This is a genomic window from Actinomyces lilanjuaniae (genome assembly GCF_003606385.1).
Taxonomy (GTDB): domain Bacteria; phylum Actinomycetota; class Actinomycetes; order Actinomycetales; family Actinomycetaceae; genus Actinomyces; species Actinomyces lilanjuaniae.
In genome coordinates, this window is the sequence record NZ_CP032514.1 from 1,528,033 (window position 1) to 1,547,085 (window position 19,053).

17 protein-coding genes and 1 riboswitch are annotated in these 19,053 nt (G+C 68.8%); of the genes, 13 read left to right on the plus strand and 4 right to left on the minus strand.

What is annotated here, in order from left to right; genetic code table 11:
- Positions 1 to 5 precede the first annotated feature (5 nt).
- The 4 genes from D5R93_RS06545 (at position 6) to D5R93_RS06560 (ending at position 5,583) form a co-directional block, all read left to right on the plus strand.
- Complete coding sequence (locus D5R93_RS06545; protein ID WP_120204446.1) at positions 6 to 1,466, plus strand: sugar porter family MFS transporter; 1,461 nt, start codon at positions 6 to 8, stop codon at positions 1,464 to 1,466.
- A 279-nt stretch (positions 1,467 to 1,745) separates the two neighbouring features.
- Positions 1,746 to 3,230 (plus strand): sodium/proline symporter PutP, encoded by a 1,485-nt coding sequence (gene putP, locus D5R93_RS06550; protein WP_120204448.1) that lies wholly within the window; start codon positions 1,746 to 1,748, stop codon positions 3,228 to 3,230.
- A 49-nt stretch (positions 3,231 to 3,279) separates the two neighbouring features.
- Positions 3,280 to 3,419: riboswitch (FMN riboswitch) on the plus strand.
- A 293-nt stretch (positions 3,420 to 3,712) separates the two neighbouring features.
- Positions 3,713 to 4,441, plus strand: a complete 729-nt coding sequence (locus tag D5R93_RS06555) for an ABC transporter permease (protein ID WP_310732056.1) — start codon at positions 3,713 to 3,715, stop codon at positions 4,439 to 4,441.
- Positions 4,442 to 4,527: 86 nt separating this feature from the next.
- The gene (locus D5R93_RS06560) at positions 4,528 to 5,583 is read left to right on the plus strand and encodes an ABC transporter substrate-binding protein (protein ID WP_119835044.1); all 1,056 of its coding nucleotides are present in this window, start codon (positions 4,528 to 4,530) and stop codon (positions 5,581 to 5,583) included.
- A 20-nt stretch (positions 5,584 to 5,603) separates the two neighbouring features.
- On the opposite strand, the gene hisG is transcribed toward D5R93_RS06560, so the two are convergent.
- A complete protein-coding gene (hisG, locus tag D5R93_RS06565) occupies positions 5,604 to 6,449 on the minus strand; it encodes an ATP phosphoribosyltransferase (protein WP_119835045.1) in 846 nt (281 codons plus the stop codon).
- A 112-nt stretch (positions 6,450 to 6,561) separates the two neighbouring features.
- Entirely contained in the window at positions 6,562 to 6,825 is a 264-nt protein-coding gene (locus tag D5R93_RS06570; protein WP_119835046.1) for a phosphoribosyl-ATP diphosphatase, read from the minus strand.
- Between the two features lie 143 nt (positions 6,826 to 6,968).
- Here D5R93_RS06570 and D5R93_RS06575 point away from each other — a divergent pair, with 143 nt between their 5' ends.
- Positions 6,969 to 7,706, plus strand: coding sequence for a DUF6882 domain-containing protein (locus D5R93_RS06575; RefSeq protein WP_120204450.1), 738 nt, complete (start codon positions 6,969 to 6,971; stop codon positions 7,704 to 7,706).
- Positions 7,707 to 7,835: 129 nt separating this feature from the next.
- Here D5R93_RS06575 and D5R93_RS06580 read toward each other — a convergent pair whose 3' ends face one another.
- Positions 7,836 to 9,047 carry a DUF3866 family protein gene (locus tag D5R93_RS06580; protein ID WP_119835048.1) on the minus strand — a complete coding sequence of 404 codons (1,212 nt, stop codon included), beginning with the start codon at positions 9,045 to 9,047 and terminating at the stop codon, positions 7,836 to 7,838.
- 68 nt (positions 9,048 to 9,115) lie between these two features.
- On the opposite strand from D5R93_RS06580, the gene D5R93_RS06585 reads away from it, so the two are divergent.
- The 8 genes from D5R93_RS06585 (at position 9,116) to D5R93_RS06615 (ending at position 18,620) form a co-directional block, all read left to right on the plus strand.
- Entirely contained in the window at positions 9,116 to 10,291 is a 1,176-nt protein-coding gene (locus tag D5R93_RS06585) for a helix-turn-helix transcriptional regulator (protein WP_120204452.1), read from the plus strand.
- 16 nt (positions 10,292 to 10,307) lie between these two features.
- A complete protein-coding gene (locus D5R93_RS06590) occupies positions 10,308 to 11,525 on the plus strand; it encodes a WYL domain-containing protein (RefSeq protein ID WP_243106644.1) in 1,218 nt (405 codons plus the stop codon).
- Between the two features lie 143 nt (positions 11,526 to 11,668).
- On the plus strand, positions 11,669 to 11,941 hold the full coding sequence (gene tatA / locus D5R93_RS06595; protein WP_119835050.1) for a Sec-independent protein translocase subunit TatA: 273 nt from the start codon (positions 11,669 to 11,671) through the stop codon (positions 11,939 to 11,941).
- 166 nt (positions 11,942 to 12,107) lie between these two features.
- Positions 12,108 to 12,935 carry a twin-arginine translocase subunit TatC gene (gene tatC, locus D5R93_RS06600; RefSeq protein ID WP_119835051.1) on the plus strand — a complete coding sequence of 276 codons (828 nt, stop codon included), beginning with the start codon at positions 12,108 to 12,110 and terminating at the stop codon, positions 12,933 to 12,935.
- A gap of 79 nt (positions 12,936 to 13,014) precedes the next feature.
- Positions 13,015 to 16,134, plus strand: coding sequence for a DEAD/DEAH box helicase (locus D5R93_RS06605; RefSeq protein ID WP_120204454.1), 3,120 nt, complete (start codon positions 13,015 to 13,017; stop codon positions 16,132 to 16,134).
- Positions 16,119 to 17,234 (plus strand): hypothetical protein, encoded by a 1,116-nt coding sequence (locus D5R93_RS06610; RefSeq protein WP_341466802.1) that lies wholly within the window; start codon positions 16,119 to 16,121, stop codon positions 17,232 to 17,234. Before D5R93_RS06605 ends, D5R93_RS06610 begins: the two co-directional genes overlap by 16 nt.
- A gap of 303 nt (positions 17,235 to 17,537) precedes the next feature.
- Positions 17,538 to 17,768, plus strand: a complete 231-nt coding sequence (locus D5R93_RS14750) for a hypothetical protein (RefSeq protein ID WP_341466803.1) — start codon at positions 17,538 to 17,540, stop codon at positions 17,766 to 17,768.
- A gap of 78 nt (positions 17,769 to 17,846) precedes the next feature.
- Complete coding sequence (locus tag D5R93_RS06615) at positions 17,847 to 18,620, plus strand: polyprenol monophosphomannose synthase (protein ID WP_120204457.1); 774 nt, start codon at positions 17,847 to 17,849, stop codon at positions 18,618 to 18,620.
- Here D5R93_RS06615 and D5R93_RS06620 read toward each other — a convergent pair.
- Positions 18,602 to 18,958 carry an RNA polymerase-binding protein RbpA gene (locus D5R93_RS06620; RefSeq protein ID WP_119835054.1) on the minus strand — a complete coding sequence of 119 codons (357 nt, stop codon included), beginning with the start codon at positions 18,956 to 18,958 and terminating at the stop codon, positions 18,602 to 18,604. The genes D5R93_RS06615 and D5R93_RS06620 overlap by 19 nt on opposite strands.
- Between the last annotated feature and the right edge of the window lie 95 nt (positions 18,959 to 19,053).

Here is a 19,053-nt window from a genome sequence, read left to right on the forward strand (position 1 = left end):
TCACTGTGTCGCATGGCCCCACCACCACCGCCACCCAGGGCGGTGCCGTCAAGCTGCCTCCGCTCACGCCCGGTCCCTACCGCGCCCGGCTGACCGTCGTCGCCCTTATCGCCACCCTGGGCGGTCTGCTCTTCGGGTACGACACCAGCGTCATGAACGGCGCCATGAGCTTTATGGAGCAGCCTGACCAGCTGAACCTCACCTCGGATGGCATCGGCATCGCCGTCAGCTCGCTGCTGTTCGCCAGCGCCGTCGGAGCCCTCACCGGTGGCCGCATCTCCGACAGGATTGGCCGCAAGACCACGATCACCGTCATGGCCACCTTGTTCATCGCGGGTGTGGCCGTGGTCGCCACCGCCCCCAACCTGCTGGTACTCGCCATCGGCCGTGTCATCCTGGGGCTGGCTGTGGGCTCCGCCTCCGTCGTGGTGCCGGTCTACCTGGCCGAGCTCGCCCCCTATGAGATCCGCGGATCCCTGGCCGGGCGCAACGAGATGATGATCGTGACCGGCCAGCTCCTGGCCATCGTCATGAACGCCATCATCGGCAACGTCTGGGGCGAGCAGTACCCCTGGGTGTGGCGCGTCATGTTTACCCTGGCTGCCATTCCTGCCATCCTCCTGCTGCTGGGTGTCACCCGCCTGCCCGAGTCTCCCCGCTGGCTGGCGGACAAGGGCCGTGAGGACGAGGCGCTGGCGATCCTGGACAGCCTGCGGCCTGAGGGCCGGGCCAGGCCCGAGCTGGCCGAGATCCAGGCCACCAGCCGGGAGGAGGCCAGTCGAGTCAAGTTGACCGTCAGGGAGATCTTCTCCAACCGGAACCTGGTGCGCATTGTCCTCATCGGCTGCGGTATCGGCTTCTTCCAGCAGACCACCGGCATCAACTCCATCCTCTACTACGGGGAGCGCGTGCTGGAGCAGTCCGGGTTCTCCCGGGGAGGCGCGCTCATTGCCAATATTGCCCCGGCCACCATCTCCGTCATTGCCGCGATCGTCGCCCTGCAGATGATGGACCGCTTCTCCCGCCGCAAGACCTTCCTGTGGGGCTACGGGCTGGTCGCGGTCACCCACGTGCTCATCGCCAGCGCCGCCAGCCTCCTGCCGGAGGGAGGCATCCGGCCCTTCGTCCTGCTGGCGCTTATCGTGTTCTTCGTCGGCTCCATGCAGCTGTGCCTCAACGTGGCCACCTGGGTGACCCTCTCGGAGATCTTCCCGCTGAAGATGCGGGCCTTCGGCATGGGCCTGTCCGTCTTTGTCCTGTGGATGACCAACTCCTTCCTGAGCCGCTATTTTGACAGCATCCTGGCCGCAGTCGGCCTGTCCTGGTCCTTCATCGGCTTCGCCGTCCTCAACGCCGTCGCCTTCACCTTCTTCTTCCTGTTCGTGCCCGAGACCAAGGGCCGCACCCTGGAGCAGCTGGAGGAGGACGTCATGAGCGGTGAGCTGTTCAATCGGAGCAGGGGCTAGCGTGCCTGCGCTCACGTGCGGAGCGCCTCGTCGTCGCTAGCCGCCACTGGCTGCCTGCCCCCGGGGACCAGGTCCCCGGGGGCAGGTTGTGCACCAGCAGCCGCCAGGCGCACCAGTCTGCCAGTCGGCTCTGCGCGGCAACGCCTCGGAGCCACACCAGACCGCGTACACACGTATGTAACACCACAGGTGGCAGCGGGGGGTAGCCTGTACCTCTTGCGTGGGCGGCTCCAGCGTCGGTGCCGCTCCTCCGCCCATCCCCTGACCCGAGGTACCGTGATGACCACAACGACCTATGAAGCGATCGCGATGATCATCTACTTCGTCGGGATGATCATGATCGGCCTGTGGGCCTACACCCGCACCACTGACATCGACGACTACATGCTGGCCGGCCGTGGGCTCAACCCCTTTGTCGCCGCCCTGTCAGCAGGAGCCTCGGACATGTCCGGCTGGCTGCTCATGGGCCTGCCTGGGGCGCTGTACCTGTCGGGGCTGGTCGAGGCCTGGATCGCTGTCGGCCTGACCGTGGGCGCTCTGGCCAACTGGCTCCTTGTAGCACCGCGCCTGCGGACCTACACCGAGGTCGCCGGCAACGCCATCACCGTCCCCAGCTTCCTGGACAACAGGCTGCACGACTCCCGGCACCTGCTGCGCTGGGCCTCGGGCCTCATCATCCTGGTGTTCTTCACCTTCTACGTCTCCTCGGGGATGGTGGCCGGAGGCACGTTCTTCGAGTCCTCCTTCGGCATGGACTACCGCCTGGGTATGACGCTGGTCGCGGCTATCACGGTGATGTACACCCTGGTGGGCGGCTTCCTGGCCGTGTCGTGGACGGACCTGGTCCAGGGGCTCATGATGGTCTCGGCGCTCATCGCCGTGCCTGTGGTAGGCGTCGTCCACGTCGGCGGCCCGAGCGCGGTCCTTGACGCGGTGCGCGAGGCTGATCCCAGCTACTGGACCCTGGTGGGCCCGAGCGTCTCCGTCCTCGGCGTGGTCTCGGCTCTGGCCTGGGGCCTGGGCTACTTCGGCCAGCCCCACATCATCGTGCGCTTCATGGCGATCCGCTCTGCCCGGGAGGCGCTGCGCGGTGGTGTTATCGGCATCAGCTGGATGCTGTTCGCCGTCCTTGGGGCTATCGGAACCGCTGTCGTGGGGGTGGCTGTCTACCAGCACGACACCCAGCAACTGGCCAACCCGGAGGCAGTCTTCATCACCCTGGGCCAGCTGCTCTTCCACCCCCTAGTTGCTGGGTTCATGCTGGCTGCCATCCTCGCCGCGATCATGTCCACGATCTCCTCCCAGCTCCTGGTGACCTCCTCAGCGCTCATCGAGGACCTCTACCGCACCGTGCGCACGTCACAGCCCTCCGCCTCGCACCTGGTCATCGCCTCACGTGTCTCTGTCCTGGGTGTCGCCGTCGTAGCCGCACTCATGGCGTGGACCCCTAGCGACACGATCCTGTCCCTGGTTGCTTTCGCCTGGGCGGGCTTCGGAGCCTCCTTCGGCCCGACTGTCCTGCTGTGCCTGTACTGGAAGCGCCTGACCTCCTGGGGAGCCCTGGTCGGCATGGTCACGGGTGCGGTCCTCGTCGGGGTGTGGGGCAACCTGGCGGGAGGTCCCGGTGGCATCTTCGACCTCTACGAGATCCTCCCGGGATTTGTCGGGAACCTGGTGGTGGCCTGGGCCGTGTCGCAGGCAGGAACGCCTGAGCCCTCGGTGGAGGCCGAGTTCGACAAGGCGGTCGCCGCAGCTCGCGGGTGAGCGCTTCTCACTTGTCCTGACGCGCCCGGTCGGCTACTCTCCCTGGGAGCACGTGCTCCGGGGTCGGTGAAAGTCCGAGCCGGCGGTAACAGTCCGCGACCCAGGAGCTGGTCCGAGCAGACCGGCTCCTGGCTGAACCGGTGGAACTCCGGTACCGACGGTGAGAGTCCGGATGGGAGGAGGCACGAGGCGCAGGCAGTAGCCGCCCCACGGTGGTCTCTACGCACGGCAGCAGGGCTGCCTCGCGAGCCCCTGGGGACGGGCCAGCCTCCCTGGAACACTCCCTCCCGGACGCGCCTGCCGGGGAGCACCCGCCCCCCGGACGATCCAGGAGGGAGGAAGCGGTGGCCACCCTGACCACGCTGTCGGCAGTGCCGAGGACGTCAGCACGTCATACGGAGCCAGTGGAGCCTCCTCAGCCCGGGGGAGGGTACGCACGCCCGTCCTCCCGTGGTCCGTGGCCCAGCCTGCTCCTGGGCCTTGTGATCCTTGTGGCCTGGTACGTCACGACAGCCTGCGGCGTGGTGCCCCAGATGCTCCTGCCCGGCCCGTCTGAGGTGGCGCAGCGCCTGTGGCTGTCCGTGCGTGAGGCCGGGCTCCTGGGCTACGCCTGGGTCACGCTGCGCGAGGCTGTGCTGGGATGCCTGGCCGCGTCGGCCTGCGCGCTGCCGCTAGCCTGGGGACTCCACCACTGGAGCCTGTTCTCCCGGGCGCTCCTGCCCTACGTGGCGGCCAGCCAGGCTGTTCCTGTCGTGGCGCTGGCACCCCTGCTCGTGCTGTGGGTGGGGTACGGGACGCTACCCGTGGTGCTCCTGTGCGCCTTCATGGTCTTCTTCCCTATTACCGTCAGCGTCCTGCTGGGGCTGCGGGGCCTTGACGCCGACGTGGTTGACGCGGCTCGGCTCGACGGCGCCCACGGGCTGTCCATGGTGGTCTACATCGAGCTGCCCATGGCGCTGCCAGCCGTGCTGTCAGGTGCCCGCACGGGGTTCACCCTGTCGGTGACCGGTGCCGTGGTCGGCGAGATGGTCATGGGCGGTCAGGGACTGGGAATGGCGCTGTCCTCCCAGCGCGACGCGGTGGACACCACGGGGCTGTTCGCCACGATTGTCCTGCTGTGCGGCCTGGCCTCGGCAATTCACTGGATCCTCTACGAGCTGGAGCGGCGCAGCCGCACCGTCAGTGCCCTGCGCGGTCGCCGTGCCACGTGACGGGGCGGAGGCTGGCAGCAACCCGCCCGCCCACGAGCCAGCGCGCAGGCACGCCTGCACGCCCCTACCTACCCGGAGGAGACAGCATGACCCCCGACACGACCCTTGACATCATCGGTCACCCTACGACCCGTCGTCGCCTAGTCGGCACTGCAGGTCTTCTGCCCGCAGCGGTGGCTCTGGCCGCCTGCGCCGACGGCACGACCAGCCGGTCCGGCACAGGCGCTACGGCCTCGGCCGGAGAGGGAGGCCTCGTGATCGGACTGACCTACACGCCCAGTATCCAGTTCGCCCCCTTCTACATGGCGCTGGCGGAGGGCCACTACGACCCCGGTGTGAGCCTGCGTCACCACGGTGCCAGCGAGGGGCTCTTCGACGCGCTTGCCGCAGGCAGCGAGCAGGTGGTTGTCGCGGGTGCCGACGAGGCCGTCGTCGCCGCCTCCAACGGCTCGGACCTGGTGGTGGTCGGCGGGTTCTACCAGGTGCATCCTGCCTGCATCATCGTGGCGCAGGACTCACCTGTCTCCACGCCTGCCGACCTTGAGGGCAGGAGCATCGGCATACCGGGACGATTCGGGGAGAGCTGGTACGCCCTCCAGGTTGCCCTGGACGCTGCCGGCCTCAGTGAGGACGACCTCACCATCACGGAGATCGGTTACACCCAGCAGGCCGCCCTGGTGGGTGGCCGGGTGGACGCCATCATCGGCTTCTCCAACAACGACGCCGTCCAGATCCCCCAGGCAGGCACACCGGTGCGTACGGTAGCCGTCGCTGAGGAGGTCCCCCTTGTCGGGGCTTCCGTGGTGACCACCGGCGCAGTCCTTGACGAGCGCAGGGACGAGCTAGCCCGGCTGGTCAGTGCCTCGGTGGCGGGCATGGAGGCCTTCGTCGACGACCCTGACGGCGCCGTGTCCGCGGCCAGGGACTATGTGCCCGACCTGGCTGACCCCTCGCGTGCCGCTGAGGCTCGCGAGGTCGCCGTCGCCACCGCAGAGCTGATCCGTCCTGGGACGGACACGCCGGTAGGGGCGCTGTCCAGCCAGAGCGTGGCACAGATGCTGGGTTTCCTGGAGACGCATAGCCTTCTGGGCTCCACCGCCACCGAGGTCGCGTCCGTGTGCGACCCCCTGGTACAGGGGTGAGGCCTGCCGGCAAGCAGCGATCACAACCGACAGGCCAGGAGCGAGGACACCAGGACGGCGCGCGCGCCCACCTCGTAGAGCTCGTCCATGACACGGTTGGCCTCCCTACGCGGCACCATGGCGCGCACCGCGACCCAGTCGGGGTTCTGCAGCGGTGAGACGGTAGGGGACTCGATACCCGGGGTGATCTGCGCGGCCAGGTCCAGCCTGTCGGCAGGGACGTCGTAGTCCACCAGGACATAGGTACGTGCCCTGAGCACACCCTGGAGACGGCGTACCAGTGTGGCCAGCCCCGGCTCGTCCTGGAGCTGTCGGGTGGTAATGAGCACAGCCTCGCTGGTGAGGATCGGGTCCGCGAAGGTCTCCAGGCCTGCGGCGCGCAGGGTGGTCCCGGTCTCGACAACGTCAGCGATGAGGTCGGCGACTCCCAGGTACACCGAGGACTCCACGGCACCGTCCAGGTGGACGGTCTGCGCCTGGACTCCATGAGACTCCAGGTACTGGCTGACCAGGACGTCGTAGGAGGTCGCCACCCGCTTTCCCTCGACGTCAGCCAGCGTGGACATCGTTCCTGCAGGTGCAGCGAACCGGAAGGTGGAGCGGGCGAAGCCCAGGGGCAGGTGCTCCACGGCGTCCACGCCGGAGTCCAGGAGCAGGTCCCGTCCCGTGATGCCGGCGTGGACGGTTCCCTGGCCCACGTAGACGGCAATGTCCCTGGGACGCAGGAAGAACAGCTCGACCTCGCTCGCCTCATCGAGCACCACCAGCTCGCGGCCGGAGCGCCTGGTGCGGTAGCCGGCCTCGGTGAGGAGGGTGACGGCGGGCTCCGACAGGGAGCCCTTGTTGGGGACAGCGATGCGCAGCACAATGATCCTGACTACTTGGGACGACGTAGGCGCGGCAGCCGGGGCCACCGAGACCGCCGACACGACGGGCAGAGCGGGAGAACAGGCAGAGCGGTGGGACCTGGGCGAGGCGTCACAGGTAGCGGTAGACGTCCTGGAGCGTGTATCCCTTGGCGACCATCATGACCTGGAGGTGGTAGAGGAGCTGGCTCATCTCCTCGCAGGCGGCCTCGTCGGACTCGTGCTCGCAGGCCATCCAGGCCTCAGCAGCCTCCTCGACAAGCTTCTTGCCGATGAAGTGCACGCCGCGGTCCAGCTCCTCCACCGTAGCGGAGCCCTCGGGACGGGTAGCAGCCTTGTGCTCTAGCTCGGCAAACAGGTCCTCAAAGCTCTTCATAGGCACAGGCTAGCCGAGCCCGGAGGGCGCGGCCGAGCTGGTTCCTCGGGGTGCCCCGGCGTCGCAGCATCTGGGCAGCAGCGGGGCACACGGCCGGGAACAATGTCGTAACTTTCTCGTAATGTCTTGCTAACGTTGGAGCCGTGATCGCCCAGCTTCGTCGCGTCAGCCAGCGCGCGGCAGTCTACGCCCTGGCCCGTCAGGAGGCTCTCACAGAGGTCCTGGGCAGGAGGCTGGGCAAGGACTACCAGTGGGAGGCTGACCTGCCGGAACGCCGTATCACCTTTAGCTCCCCACGGGGCGAGGTTCGTGCTCAGGCGCAGGTCCTGGCCTCCGTCGCGGTGACGCCCCCGTCACTCGTGTGGGGCTTTGCGGCTCCTTTCGCACCCTACGTGGGTCCCGACCCCGCAGCGGCCAGGATTCGCCAGCTCGGCGCAGCCCACGGTATCGAGGTGCTTCAGCAGGAGGAGGCGGGCTACGAGGTCGAGGAGGGCCAGGACCCGGTGGAGGCTGCCGAGGCGCTCAGTCACGACGTGGGGATGCTGGCGACCGTGGTCTTCGGCTCCGGAGCCATGTACTACTCGGGGGCTGTGGGCAGCGGCGGCTCCCGTCAGGTGTTCCTGCTCCAGGGGTTGTCCCTGCCGGTCCCCGAGCCCACGCTGTCGCGGCTCTTCCCCTCCCTGACCCGCTACACCCTGGCCGCTGACGACATCGACTGGTCCCTGGACGGGCTGGTGGACCTTATGCCGGGCTGGAGCCTGAGCCGCCACGTCAGCGGGGCCACCACGACCTACCGGCTGGCTGACGCTGTCGGCCATGTCTACACGCTCTTTGTCACTCGCGACGCCCAGGGACGTGTCACCGACGTCCTCATGACCTGACCTGGCCGAGCCGTTCAAGGAGCCGCAGGCCCGTGCCCTACCTGTAGGTGCTGCCCGCCTGCCGTGTCCGCTGCCTCACCCGTGTGACCCGTATGGGTAGCTCTCGGCGTCCTGGCTGCGCCCAGAGGCTCAGGCCGCAGCCTGCCCCTTGGCCAGCAGGTCACGGACGTGTCGGCCCGCCGCTGCTGCTGCCACGAAGGCAGCCTCGTCCTCCTCCAGGCCCCGGCCCATGGTGGACAGGACTGTACCCGTCTCCCGCTGGGCGTGGTGGAGCGCGGCAACCAGCCCGTCGGTAGCAACCTGCACCAGGTGGTGCCTATGTGCTCCGGCCCGGGGGGCGGTCAGTGCCCGGGCCTGGTCCAGCACCTGGGCGCCAAGGCTACCCTCCAACCGAGGGACGACGACGTCGGCGGCAGCCAGCGCCACCTTCCCGTAGGCGGTCATGGAGTGGTGGGAGACACCTCGGTGCCGCTGTCGAGGATCCGACTGGGAGACCCGCAGGCAGGCCACTGGGTGACCCCCCAGGACCGCAGCTGCATTGATGACTTCGCCGCAGGCGGTGCCGGAGAAGCCCCAGGGCGTGTCCGTGCCCAGGTTGCCCGGCCCCTGGGTGACCACGGCGACGTCAGCACCCAGGACGTGGCGGGCTGCCAGCAGGGCGTTGTGGACGGAGACGGCCTCGACCTGCCCGCCCCAGGCCTGGCCGGCGGTGACCGTGCCGACCAGCCAGTCGGCCTCCACGAGGGCAGATACCGTCCGTGAGTAGGGCAGGGGCAGGGCGCCACCGTCGGTCATGACGTAGACGACCCGTGCGGGTGCCTCCAGGTCCGGGCCGGGTGCGGCCGGGGCGTCCTGCGCCTGGCTGCCGGGGCTGCGCAGGCCCGCCAGCACGGCGGGGAGGCTGGAGTGAAGGTCCGCGACCACCACCGGCATCCCCTCCAGGGTGAGAGCGCCGACAGGGGAGGACAGGAGCCGGTGGTGCGTGGTTCCCTGCTCGTCGACACCGGTAACCATGACCTGGTCAGGCATGTAGCGAGCCTTGACCAGGTGCCCCCGGGGCGGTGAGTCCGGCGGCAGCACGTCGGGGCGGGAGGAGACCATGGCGTGCCCGCCCGTCCCCAGGGCACGGTCCAGTGCGGAGACCTCCAGGCGCAGGCGCTCACCGGTGCCCGGTAGCCCGGTGACCGCCTCGTAGACCAGGGCGCGCACCCGCTCACCGGGCTGGAGCCCACGAGCACCTGTGGGAGCCGCCGATATCTCCACCTCGAGCAGGGCGCATCGCAGGGGCGGACAGCCCCAGGTCCGCAGCAGCCTGAGCACGGTGCCGTCGCGCCACATCATAGGTGCCAGCCTAGCGACCGACCTGTGGCAGCGCAGCGGTCGCCCTCCCACCCTCTACGCTGGGTGCCGTGAGCCAGGACATCACCCCACCGCACAGCCCCGACGAGCGCCTGGTCAGCCTTGTGGTGACCCTGCGCAGCACGGCGACAGGGATGACGACCAGCGAGATTCTCCGAAAGGTTCCCGGCTACGACGCCACGGGCCCGGACTCCGCCCGCCGTAAGCTGGAGCGGGACAAGGAGACGCTACGCGACCTGGGCATCACCCTGAGCACGACGGGCAGCCTGGAGGAGACTCGCTACCGCATCGAGGACCTGGACTATGTGCTACCGCCGCTGAGGCTGGAGCCGGGTCAGGTGGCCGCGCTGGAGCTGGCTGCCTCGGCCTGGCAGGACGGTTGGCTCCCGGCCACCGCCCGTCGTGCGCTCACCAAGCTGCGTGCTGTCAGCCGCTCTGCCCAGGGGGCGGAGGATCCCCTTCTGCCCGCCCTGAGCGCCGACCTGGTGGGCAAGGAGCTTCCTGAGATGCTTGTCACTGCCGTCGACGAGCGGCGACGGGTGACTTTTGACTACCTCTCGGCCCACTCAGGTACCACCCGCTCCCGCACAGTCGAGCCCCACCGGCTGCGTCTGAGTAACGGTGCCTGGTACCTCGACGGTCTGGAGACGGACACCGGCGAGTACCGCACCTTCCGTCTGGCCCGCCTGCGTGGCGAGGTCACGGTAGTCAGTGACAGGCATGCCTTCACCCCTGCCGCGCCGCAGCAGGAGCCGACACCGCACGAGGCGGTGCTCGCTCTGCTTCCTGGTCGCGGGCTTAGCCTGAGGTCGCAGGCCGTGGACTACCTCCCTGTCCGCCAGGCTCACCAGCCCGACCCCTCTGGATCGCTGTGCGAGCCTCCAGTACCGGGACCCTCGCAGCAGCGGGAGCACAGCGGTGCTGGTGACGGTACTAGTGACGGGACCGGTGCGAGTGCTGGCAGCCTGGCAGACCTCTGTCCCTGCGCCCGCCTGGCTGGCTACGACCTGCTGCGCGTGCGCTACGAGGACTCCTACGCCTTCGCCGGGAGCCTGGCCGGGCTGGGGGAGGCCGTGCTGGTCCTGGACCCGCCCCTGTTGCGCGATATGGTGCTGTCCCACCTGCACGGTACTGCAGCGCTGGCAGCGGGTGGCCTGCCACGAGCACAGGCCCTGCACCGGGACGGGCAGGCCGGGCACCTGGCTGCGCACGCAGGAGAGTGCTGAGGTGGCTCGGCAGCCGATGACTCAGCGGCTGGCCCGCCTGCTAGCCCTGCCTGCCTGGGTGGCGCAGCACGACGGGGCGAGCCTGGAGGAGGCCGCGGCGCACTTTGGTGTCACCCCGACCGTCATCAGGCAGGACGTCTACACCCTGTGGGTCTCGGGACTTCCCGGCGGAATGCCCGGCGACCTGGTCGACTTCGACGCCGCACGCTTTGAGGAGGGCCGTCTCAGCCTGGTCGAGCCCCTGGGACTCGACCGCCCCGTACGCCTGTCACGCCCGGAGGCGACCTCACTGCTGCTGGCGGTGCGCGTCCTGCGCTCCGTGCTCGCCCCAGACGCGGCAGCGGCGCAGGTGCTGGCCTCCACCGAGACGGTCCTGTCCGACCTGCTGACCTCTGAGCGACCTGACGGGAAGGATGGTGGGAAAGACAGCGAGAGGGGGACTCAGGACCACGAGACGCACGGTCCCTGGGCGCCTGCGCCGGGAGGTGGTACGCGCACAGCAGACCAGGACCTGCCGGGCAAGCCCGAGGTCAGCCACTCGTCCCAGGTGCTGGCAGCGGTACGTGAGGCGCTGGAGCGGCGACGTCGCCTGCACCTGGTCTACGTCTCAGCCACGGACACCCGTTCCGAGCGCGACGTAGACCCTGTCGAGCTCACCAGCGACGGTACCTTCCTGAGGCTGCGCGGGTGGTGCCTGTCTGCCGGGGCGGAGCGTACCTTTCGCCTGGACCGGGTTCTGGCTGCCACGGTTCTTCCCGTCGCGGCCGACACCCCTGCCTCCTCCCGCGTCACCGACGGCGGGAACAGCGCGACGGCTCAGCCCCTGCCCCGTGCCGTCCTGGTCCTGCGCCCCTCCGGGCGCTGGCTGGTGGAGCAGGTCCCCTGCGACAGCGTCCAGGAACTGCCTGACGGGACAAACCGGGCAGAGGTGGAAGGCCGCGACCAGGTCTGGCTGACCAGCCTGGTCCTGTCCTGCGGAGCGCACCTGGTCAGCGTCGAGCCGCAGGAGCTCTTGAGCCAGGCCGCGGCCTCCGCGAACCAGGCACTGGAGTCCTACTACCGGCTCCTGCCTGACTTCCCGCACGGCGGTGACGTCAGTAGTGACGTCAGCGGTGACGTCAGCGGCGTGGGGCAGCAGGCTAGGAACGGTCGGCAGCAGGTGCCAGGGACGGGGGAGCGCGCGGAGGCAGAACGCACAGAAGGCGCACTAGAGCCTCGGCCGGGCAAGCGGTAGACTCCTACTGCCTCGCTTGGTCCTGGCTCGGGCCGGTCCGCCGCGACCTGGCCCGTCGGCATGCGGGTACACCAGCACGTCGGCCGCCTTCGGGCGCGAGCTTGAGCAGGCGGGCGCGAGTTCGTCAGAGGCAGGAGACAGCCATGGGAGCCTTGAGGCCTACGCACTGGGTCGTCCTCATCATCATCGTCATCCTCATCTTCGGAGCCAACCGGCTGCCCGACATCGCCAGGAGCGTCGGGCAGTCCATGAAGGTGTTCAGGAAGGAGGTCAAGGACCTCCGCGAAGATGAGGACAAGGACAGCGAGCCTGCCGCTCAGATCGAGCAGCCCCAGCAGGGTACCTACTTTACCCAGCCGACTCAGCCGGGGCAGTCTGCTGGCCACCAGGGCCAGCAGACCGGGTCCCGCCAGTAGCCGCCACCCTCTGCAGGTCGGCCCAGCCTGTGTCGGCGCCAGGTCGGCACGCCGCAGGTGTCGTACGTGGCCGTATGCGAGTGCCGTGGCCCCGCCTGGCGGGGCTACGGTGCCCGCGTGAACCAGAGCCAGCACTATCTACTCCAGCACACAGAGGACTCACGCGGTGCCCAAGCTTCCCAGGGTCTCCATGGCCCGACGCAAGGACAACCCCGAGGCGCGGATGTCGGTCGGGGAGCACCTGCGAGAACTGCGCAACCGCCTCATCATCTCTGTCATCGGGATCCTGGTGGGGGCGGTTGTTGGCTACCTGGCCTACGAGTGGGCCTTCAGCATCATCGCCTACCCGATCGAGAACGCCAACGCCAGGGGCGCGGACCTGGCCATCAACTTCAACACCGTGCTGGGTTCCTTCGACATGCGGATCCGGGTCTCCCTGTGGCTGGGGCTTATTCTCTCCTCACCCCTGTGGATGTATGAGTTCTGGGCCTTTGTCGGCCCGGGAATGACCCGCAGGGAGAAGATGTACACCTGGGCCTACGGCCTGGCTGGCCTCCTGCTGTTTGCCGCCGGGGTAGGGGTCGGTGTCTTCATCCTGCCGCACGCCGTGTGGATCCTCACCGGATTCATCCCCTCCTTCGTCACCGCCACCGGGCTTATCGACGCCAGCCTCTACCTGTCCTTCGTCATGCGACTGGTCCTGGTCTTCGGCCTGGCCTTCCTCCTGCCCGAGCTCATGGTGGCGCTCAATCAGCTGGGACTGGTGCGAGGCAGGACCCTGCTCAAGGGGTGGCGCTGGGCCGTGGTGGGCATCTTCGCCCTCATGGCAGTGGCAAACCCGCTGCCGGACCCATGGTCCATGATCTTTATGGCGCTGCCGATCTGTGGGCTGTACTTCCTGGCATGCTTCATTGCTGTGCACCACGACAAGCGCGTGGAGCGTCGGCGTGCCCGGCTTGACGCGGAGCTGGACGCTGCCCTGGCCGACTCCTAGAAGGCTGCCGGCTTGCTCCTGCCCGTATGGTGGCCAGGGCCTGGCAGCAGTGTCGGCAGGGAGACGTAGGGTAGTGCCCATGAGCTCGCCTGCAGAACGCTATGCTGACTCTCGACGCCGCCAGGCAGCGCTGCGCAGTGAGCTGGCCCGGTTCGTCTCGACCTGCCCCTTTCCGCTTGACGACTTCCAGGAGGAGGCCTGCTCGGCCCTGGAGCGAGGCGACGGCGTCCTCGTCGCCGCTCCGACGGGGGCTGGCAAGACCGTGGTCGGCGAGTTCGCGGTCCACCTGGGGCTGGCCCGGGGTCTCAAGACCTTCTACACCACCCCTATCAAGGCTCTGTCCAACCAGAAGTACCTGGACCTGGTCGAGCGCCACGGGGCGGACCGCGTCGGCCTGCTCACCGGTGACACCTCGGTCAACCCCCGCGCCCAGGTTGTCGTCATGACCACCGAGGTGCTGCGCAACATGCTCTACTCCGGCTCGCGCGACCTGGACCAGCTCGGGTACGTCGTCATGGATGAGGTCCACTACCTGGCTGACCGGTTCCGCGGCCCGGTGTGGGAGGAGGTGATGATCCACCTGGCGCCGCAGGTCCGAGTGGTCTCCCTGTCTGCCACGGTGTCCAACGCAGAGGAGTTCGGCGCCTGGCTGGGGGAGGTCCGAGGCTCGACGGCGGTCGTGGTCTCTGAGCACCGCCCTGTACCCCTCACCCAGCACATGATGGTAGGGGGTCGCATCCTTCCCCTGTATGCCTCCTCCGACTCACCAGACCCGGTCGCATACCTGGACGACAACCTGAATGAGGACCCCGGTGCCTCCGGTGGTGCCCCTACGGGCTCGCAGCCGCCCAGCCCGTCCGTCTCCCCGAAGGGAGCAGGAGAGGACAGCCCCCAGATCAATCCTGAGCTGCTCACAGCGGTGGACGCCGCCCGCCGGGCCACCACGCGGCCTGACTCCCGCAGCCTGGGGTACTCCTCGACAGGCCGGGCCTACCGTCCCCGGCGGGCAGGAGGGAGCCGGGTCCCGGGTCAGCGCCGGGGCGGTAGCGTACGGGAGAGGAGACGTCGCGACCGCGCAGGTGCCTCCCGGGCAGGACAGGGACAGGACCGCGGATACGGCCGCGAACGCAGCAGCCGTGACCGCGCATACGGCCGTGGCATCCGCCACGGCCGCCTGAGTCCTCCCTCACGTGTGGCTGTGGTGACAGCTCTTGAGCGGGCCCGGCTGCTGCCAGCCATCGTCTTCGTTTTCTCCCGGGCAGGCTGCGAGCAGGCTGTCAGCCAGGTCGTGGCCGCTGGAACCGTCCTGACCACGCAGAGCGAGGCTGAGCAGATCCGCCAGGTCATCGAGAGACGTACCGCGACCATCCCCTCCGCAGACCTAGACGTGCTCGGCTTCCACGCCTGGACACACGCCCTGGAGCGTGGCGTCGCGGCTCACCACGCGGGTCTGCTTCCAGTATTCAAGGAGACTGTCGAGGAACTCTTCAGCGCCGGCCTGGTCAAGGTCGTCTACGCAACCGAGACCCTGTCACTGGGCATCAACATGCCAGCGCGGACTGTCGTCCTGGAGTCCCTGCGCAAGTGGAACGGGTCCGCCCACGTTCCCCTCAGCCCCGGGGAGTACACCCAGCTCACTGGTCGCGCAGGACGACGAGGCATCGACGTGGAAGGGCATGCCGTGGTCCTGGCGGCTGACGACGTCGAGCCAGACACCGTCTCCTCACTGGCGTCACGCCGCACCTACCCGCTGGTCTCCGCCTTCAGGCCGACCTACAACATGGCAGTCAACCTCCTGGCTCGCACTTCCCGGACCAGGGCGCGAGAGATCCTGGAGTCCTCCTTCGCCCAGTTCCAGGCTGACCGCAGCGTGGTGGAGACCGCGGCCCAGATCCGCCGGAAGCGCCGTCGGCTTGAGGACCTGGAGCAGGCTATGACCTGCTCCCTCGGGGACTTTCGAGAGTACGCACGCCTGCGTCAGGACATCGCCGAGGCCGAGGCCGACCTCTCCCGTCAGGGGGCTGCTGCCCACCGCGCCGAGACAGCGCGGACGATGACCTCCCTGAGCAGGGGAGACGTCGTGACCTACCGCAAGGGTCGTCGTCACCTGCACGGAGTCGTGCTCGAGGTCGGTACCGACCGCAGCGGCACCCCGGCGCTGACAGTCGTGGGTGAGGACGGCCGCGTGCACACCCTGACGCCGGACACCTCCCCGCAGGGAGTGCTGCGTATCGGGCGGCTGCCGGTGGACCAGGGAACAGACCCGCGCAGCACCCGGGACCGCGAGCGGGTGGTCGGCAGACTGCGACACGCCCTGCGCGCAGGAGAGCTGGATACGGGGCGTCGCCCACATCGGTCACGTCCGGGTCGGGCACGCGCGCACGAAGACCGCGCAAATCAGGAGGACGCGGGAAACATAGCAGCCCGCATCGACCAGCTGCGTCAGCAGATGCGCAGCCACCCGTGCCACGGGTGCCCGGACAGGGAGGAGCACGCTCGTACAGGGCGCAGGTGGGCCAAGCAGCTCGCTGAGATCAATCGGCTCCATGCCCGGGTGGAGACCCGCACCGGCACCATCGCGCGTCTGTTCGACGCCGTGTGCCAGGTCCTGGTTGACCTGGGCTACCTGGAGCCGGTCGGAGGGCAGCACGAGCAGCTGCGTGTCACCGGTGCGGGCAGGCTCCTGGCCCGTATCTACGCTGAGCGGGACCTTCTTGTCGCCGAGTGCCTACGCACCGGGGTGTGGGAGAGCCTGGGGTCAGACGAGCTCGCGGCGGCGCTGAGTGCCTTCGTCTACGAGCCTCGTGTACCAGCCCGGCTGGTGGGCCCGCCCGTGGCGCCAGGATCGTCCCTGGGCCAGGCGCTGCGTGCCCAGCACAACGTGGCCCGACGTGTCAACGACCTGGAGCAGCTGGCAGGGATCGAGCCCTCCTCCGGGTCAGAGCCTGCTCTGGCCGGCTCCGTCCTGGCCTGGTGCCAGGGTGCAGACCTGGCTGAGGTCATGGACGGCGGCGAGCTGACCGCAGGGGACTTCGTACGCTGGTGCAAGCAGGTCCTGGACGTGGTCAGCCAGGTCGCCTCCCTACCGACCCTGTCGGCGGACCCGGCCCGGGCACAGGCAGTCAGGACCGTGTCCCAGCGTGCTGCTGAGGCGGCACGGGAGCTGGACCGGGGAGTCGTGGCGTGGTCGGGCGTGTAGCCGGGAACGTCAGGAGCCTGCTTCCGGTGCTCCTGGCCACGGCTGCAGGAGCGCTCACCTGGGCGGGCTTCCCCCCACTGGACCTGTGGCCCGCTGCCGTCGCAGGGCCGGGCGGGCTCATGGCCCTGACCCAGGGACGAGGTGCCTGGGCCGGAAGCGGGCTCGGACTGGCCTATGGGGTGGGTTTTTTTACGCCACTGTTGCACTTCACTGCCGTAGCCATGGGCAATCCCGTGGGCTGGAGTGCTCTTGTCGCCTTCGAGGCCCTCTACCTGGCGCTCCTAGGCAGTGCCTGGGCCACGGTCAGCCGCCTACCGCTCCTGGAGGAGTCCGGGGCGGTCTCGGGTGGGACCGACTCACCCGCGTGGGCTCGCCAAGTCCCGCTCCCGGCTGCGCGCGGGGTGCTTCGCGTGGTGGTCTTCGCCCTCCTGTGGGCAGGGACGGAGGAGCTGCGATCCTCCTGGCCCCTGGGAGGGTTCCCCTTCGGTCGGCTGGCCTTCGCCATGGCGGACGCACCGCTGCTGCCGACAGCCGCCTACGGTGGCAGCCTGGGTCTGAGCTTCCTGGTCGCCGCCGCCGGTGCCTGTGGGGCTGAGGCCCTGAGCGGGCTCAGGCGCGCACGCCTCCTGCCAGTGCTCGCTGGTAGTGCTGGTGCCGCGGTACTGGTCCTGGCCCCCGGTACTGCTGCCGCCTGGGCCTCCTCCGCGCTGCAGGCCCAGGACGAGGGCAGCGTCCGCATCGGTGCCGTCCAGGGCAATGTAGCCGAGGACTTTGAGGACGCCTTCGCCCGCGCCCTGGAGGTGACCAGTAACCACGCTGAGGCCACGCACCAGCTGGCAGCCGACGCGGGCGCCGGTAGCCTCGACCTGGTCGTCTGGCCGGAGAACGCGGCTGACCTGGACCCCCGGTCCCACGCCGCCAGTGCCGCCGTCGTCGATGACGCCGCACGTGCCGTCGGTACGCCCCTTCTCCTGGGAGCCGTCCCCTACGAGGACGGCGTGCGCTACAACGACCTCCTCGTCTGGACCGCAGGGAGGGAGCCGGGGACTACTACCGCAAGCACCGCCCTGTCCCCTTCGGGAGTACGTCCCGGCCCGTGACCTGGTGCGGCAGGTGACGACCCAGGTTGACCGCGTCAGCGTTGACCTGCTGCCTGGCACCGGCCCCCACACTCTCACGGCGCCAGCCGCTGCCCAGGACCGTGAGGTCACCCTGGCGGTGGGTATCTGTTTCGAGGTCGCCTACGACGACACGCTGCGCTCCGGGGTGCTCCAGGGCGGCCAGGCCATCATTATCCCACGAACAATGCCTCCTTCCTGCACTCGGGCGAGGCAGCCCAGCAGCTTGCCCAGGGACGGGTCCAGGCGGTCATCCACGGGCGCAGCCTGGTCCAGGTCTCCACCGTGGGGCACACGGCAGTCATCAGTCCCGACGGGGTGGTGCAGCAGGCCGTCGAGCCGTACACCCAGGCGAGCCTCGTGGCGGACGTCGGGCTGCGCGGCTCGGTGACTGTCGCGGACCGGCTCGGTGACTGGCCCGGGCGTGGCGTGCTCGGCCTGTCAGCGATCCTGGTCCTAGCAGGTATGGTGGGGGCGGCGCGCCACCGGGTGGCAGCGCCACGGCCGGGCTCCTGAGACCCCGGCTGCCGACCGGGCCGCTGTTCGGCCCTGCGTCACAGCCCTGCAAGCCACGCGCCGTTCTGGAGACACCCCGTGCTGACACTTGTCATCATCCCCACCTACAACGAGATCGACTCCCTGCCCACCACACTGGAGGGAATCAGGCACTACGTCCCGCAGGCACACGTCCTTGTCGTTGACGACGGCTCCCCGGACGGCACCGGCGACTACGCCGACGAGCGTTGCCAGACTGACGACCACGTCCACGTCCTGCACCGCTCGGGTAAGAACGGCCTGGGGCCCGCCTACCTGGCAGGCTTCTCCTGGGCACTGGCCTCTGGCTACGAGCTGCTGGTCGAGATGGATGCCGACGGCTCCCACAGGGCACAGGACCTGGCACTTCTTGTGCAGAGGGCGCAGATGGTCGATGAGCCTGACCTGGTGATCGGCTCGCGCTGGGTCTCCGGCGGGGCCACCCAGGGCTGGGACACAAGGCGGGTCGTGCTCTCACGTGCGGGCAACCTCTACATCAGCGCCATGCTGGGCATGCACGTCAGGGACGCGACAGCGGGGTTCCGGGTCTACCGCGCCTCCTTCCTGCAGGGGGTGGGCCTGGGAGAGGTCGAGGCTCTGGGCTACGGCTTCCAGGTCAACATGACCAAAATCATCGACGAGGCCGGAGGCAGCATCGTCGAGGTGCCCATCACCTTTGTGGAGCGACAGGCAGGACAGTCCAAGCTGTCCCGAGGGATCGTCACCGAGGAGTTGGCACTGGTCACACGCTGGGGCCTGGCCAGACGCAGCAGGCAGCTGCGCACGGCCATAGGCAGGGTGGCGCGAGCGGCCCGCTACAACCGCTCGCGATAGACCGCACCGCTGCGCAGCATCTCCAGGCGCTCGTCCAGCAGTGCCTGGAGCTCCTCTACCCCTCGGCGTTCCAGCAGCATGTCCCAGTGCGTACGCGGGATCTTGCGGGGGTCCTCAGAGTCAGACTCCTCGTCCTCCCCGCGCCGGGCCGCTGGCCTGCCGCACTCCGGGCATTCCCAGGAAGCAGGCACCTCCGCCTCGGTAGACATCGGAATCGTAGTGACGTGAGCCACTGGGCACTCATAGGTGACCATCATCCGCTCGGCGAACTCGACGCCGTCCTCCGACTCCATCGACTTCGCGCCAATGGTCATACCCCGTAGTGCTCGGTCTGCCATGTGCTGCCTTCTCCCGTCTGTCGCTGCTGCCGTGCCGTGGCTGGCAGGCACACCAGGTATCAACAGGGAGGTGCCCCAGATTGTTCCCGACGCCA